The following is a 2,995-nucleotide window of genomic DNA, read 5'->3' as shown; positions in this document are numbered from 1 at the left end:
CATGGTTTTGTTTGCCTCCTTTGATTTTTTGGTTTAATGGCCTTGCCAGTTGTTGTGAGTGTTTGGTTAAAATGAAAAAAGGTCCGCGAAAGGACCGAGTTTAAAACATTAAATAATTTAAAATAATTGTTATAATATAAAATAAGCGCCTTTTCAAAAGGTGTTGATTTTGATTTCCTTTTGGAAAGGTGCAATTACCCAAAAGAAAGGAAGTGATTTCATGATTAAAATAAAAATAACAGTGATAAATAACACCGTTATAATAGAAATAGAACCTCCGCCGAGGTTCTATTTTTTTACCCAAAAAAATGTGATTTCATGATGCCCTCATAAGTTGTTTAAACCAACTCCCAACGAAGGTCATTTTTATTATAACATACAAAATTAATAATATTAAATTTTTTAAATTATTAATTGTTTTTTGTTATTTTAAAATCTTAGTTTAACGTCGTTACGGACGTGTGAAGGTTTCTACAAATTGTTATTTTTGCCTCGCCAAGTTGTTGGTGTGTGTGTGTTTGGGTAAAATAAAAAGGCCCTCTGGGTGAGGGTCTCTTTGAATTATGATGATATTTAATTTTTATTTATCTGGAACAACATTTAAATCGAAATTTTTGGTTTTTTGTTTTTTATTACTAGATTGAGATTCTACTTTTTGATCAATGTCCGAACAAATCCATTGTTCTATTTCTTTAATAGAAGCGTTTTGTAAATGGGGGTGTTTTTGTTTTATATTTTTAATTATTTCTTTTTGTTTTTTGAGCAATCTAAAAAAATCATTAACTTCTTTATCAATAGGTTGTTCGTTTTGTAAAATTTGTTTATTTTTATTGTTTTCCATCGCCATTACTAGATTATTATTATTCATAAATAATAATCCTATGAAAGTTATTAAACAAAGATAAATTATATTCAATTGGTTTTTTAATTTAAACATTATTTATTAAAACTCCTTTGATTTTTTATTTCTTGGTAGAGATAATTTCGTAGAAGGGGTTTATTTTAATAGAAATTTCATTTTTATTTTTATCATTAATTAAATATATTTTAAAATATTTAACGTCTTCTACGATTATTTTGTTGATTTTGAAGGTTTTGTTGCGGCATTGCGTTATGGACAATAATTTGTTGAGCAGCGATACGACTAATTAATTCATTTTTTTCTCTAAAAAGATTGTTAATATCTTCTTCAGAAGAGTTATTATTTGCAGCAATTAAAATTTGTTGAGATATTGTAGCTAGTTGAACATTTAAATTTTGTAAAATACGAGCTTGAATTCGAAAATTAGCATGATTATTATCATGTCCGTTATTTTGAGATATGTGACCATTATTCATTGCCATAATATAATTATTATTAGTTATAAATAACATTCCTAATAAAACAAATAAATAAATACTAATTATTTTAAATTGATTTTGTAATTTAAACATTATTTATTAAACTCCTTTTTTAATTAAGAAAAATTATTTTTTAGAATCATCAGATTGTTTTGAAGAAGAACCTTCTTCTTTTAAATTTTTCGTTTCCTCTTCGGCTTTTTGTTTTAATATTTTCATTAATTCAGGGTTTTCTAAAATTTTTATAATTTCATTATTTTTTTCAATTGAATATTCTTTAAATTCTTTATGTATTGTATAAAATCTTTTTATATCTTCTTTTTGTTTTTTGTTTTTTTCTTCTGATTTATTAATTTTCGAAATATCTCTTTTTTTATCACTAGATTCTTTTTTAGGTGAAGCTATTACTTGATTTATATTAATAAATAATAAACCTATAAATACAAATAAATAAATACTAATTATTTTAAATTGATTTTTTAGTTTTAACATTAATTAAATCTCCTTTTTTTTTACCCCTCATTTGGGTTGATTTCGTAGAGGGAGTTGAGGGAAGATAGGACGGATTGTTTGTTTTGTTCTAATCTTTTATTTAAATCTTTTTGTAATCTATTTTTGAATTCTTGGGCGCGTGATAACATGTTTTCGTACATTGTTTGTTTGGATTTTAATTTGGCGATTTGGATTTTGATATTATCTATTTGTCCGACTAACTCAATTGTTTCATCTTGTAATTGGTATATTTCATTTTGAATTAGATCTATTTCAGAATTCTTATAAGTGGTTTGACCTTGAGTTTGTAATTGTGTTTGTTTTTGTTGTTTTTTGAATTTTAATTTATCTATTTCTTTGTTTTGAGTTTCTAATTTAGCTTCTTTTGGTTGAAGTTGTTTTTGTAATGGTGGAATTTGTTTTACTATTTCATTTATTTGGGATGTGTATTCATCGCATTTGTTTTGAAATTCATCTATTCGAGGTCGGAAATAATTTTTACTATATTCTAAATCATTGATTAATTCTTGTTTTATGTTATTAATTTTAACTCTGTCTTCTGGCAAAAGGTTGTTCAAAGATAAAACTGCGTTTGAGTTTTCTGATAAGATATAAGATTTAATTTTATTATATTTTTCTTGTGTTATTTTAATTTTAGGTTTTGTTTCTTTTTTCAATTCGTTTAATTTTTTCTTAACACTATTAAATTTCCATTCACAAAATTTATCAGTTGTAATTATGCGTTTTAGATGTAATTCGGTTATATCTACGCCCCAAAATATACGGGGTATTTCAAAATCATCTATTAAACTGTCTAAATCTTTTTGTATCAGAAACAAACTCATGCCTAGTTGATCTCCATCCTTAATAGGTTTTGAAGGATCAAAATTTTTTGTGATTTTGCATTGTTGTATTAAATCATCAAATTCTTTTTTTAATTCTTTTATTTCTTTTCTTTTTTGTTTAATTTTTATTTTGTCTTGGGACGATAAAAAATCTAAATTATTTAAAATTTCATCTTCTGAGTCTTTATTTTGGTTTTTTTTTATTTAGGTTTTTAATTGGAAAATAAAAATACCTAAATAATACTATACCGACAATAAATACGAAAATAATTAAAATAATAATCCAATATTTTTTAAAAAAGTTCATATTCTTAATA

4 protein-coding genes are annotated in these 2,995 nt (G+C 24.0%); all 4 read right to left on the bottom strand.

Annotated features, from left to right (window positions below):
• Nucleotides 1-580: 580 nt before the first annotated feature.
• Nucleotides 581-937 (bottom strand): SVM family protein, encoded by a 357-nt coding sequence (locus ON17_RS02545; RefSeq protein WP_017191936.1) that lies wholly within the window; start codon nt 935-937, stop codon nt 581-583.
• A 119-nt stretch (nt 938-1,056) separates the two neighbouring features.
• The gene (locus tag ON17_RS02540; RefSeq protein ID WP_017191935.1) at nt 1,057-1,434 is read right to left on the bottom strand and encodes an SVM family protein; all 378 of its coding nucleotides are present in this window, start codon (nt 1,432-1,434) and stop codon (nt 1,057-1,059) included.
• 33 nt (nt 1,435-1,467) lie between these two features.
• Nucleotides 1,468-1,833, bottom strand: a complete 366-nt coding sequence (locus tag ON17_RS02535) for an SVM family protein (RefSeq protein WP_017191934.1) — start codon at nt 1,831-1,833, stop codon at nt 1,468-1,470.
• A 20-nt stretch (nt 1,834-1,853) separates the two neighbouring features.
• Nucleotides 1,854-2,678: a hypothetical protein gene (locus ON17_RS02530; RefSeq protein ID WP_017191933.1), complete on the bottom strand. Its 825-nt coding sequence runs from the start codon at nt 2,676-2,678 to the stop codon at nt 1,854-1,856.
• Between the last annotated feature and the right edge of the window lie 317 nt (nt 2,679-2,995).

This window comes from Poinsettia branch-inducing phytoplasma str. JR1 (genome assembly GCF_000309465.1).
GTDB lineage: Bacteria > Bacillota_I > Bacilli_A > Acholeplasmatales > Acholeplasmataceae > Phytoplasma > Phytoplasma pruni.
This window is presented reverse-complemented; position numbering and strand designations above follow the sequence as displayed.

What these genes read in the sequence shown, in the direction of transcription:
- ON17_RS02545 (WP_017191936.1), bottom strand. Translation starts at nt 937, where the DNA reads ATGTTTAAATTAAAAAACCAATTGAATATAATTTATCTTTGTTTAATA.
- ON17_RS02540 (WP_017191935.1), bottom strand. Translation starts at nt 1,434, where the DNA reads ATGTTTAAATTACAAAATCAATTTAAAATAATTAGTATTTATTTATTT.
- ON17_RS02535 (WP_017191934.1), bottom strand. Translation starts at nt 1,833, where the DNA reads ATGTTAAAACTAAAAAATCAATTTAAAATAATTAGTATTTATTTATTT.
- ON17_RS02530 (WP_017191933.1), bottom strand. Translation starts at nt 2,678, where the DNA reads ATGAGTTTGTTTCTGATACAAAAAGATTTAGACAGTTTAATAGATGAT.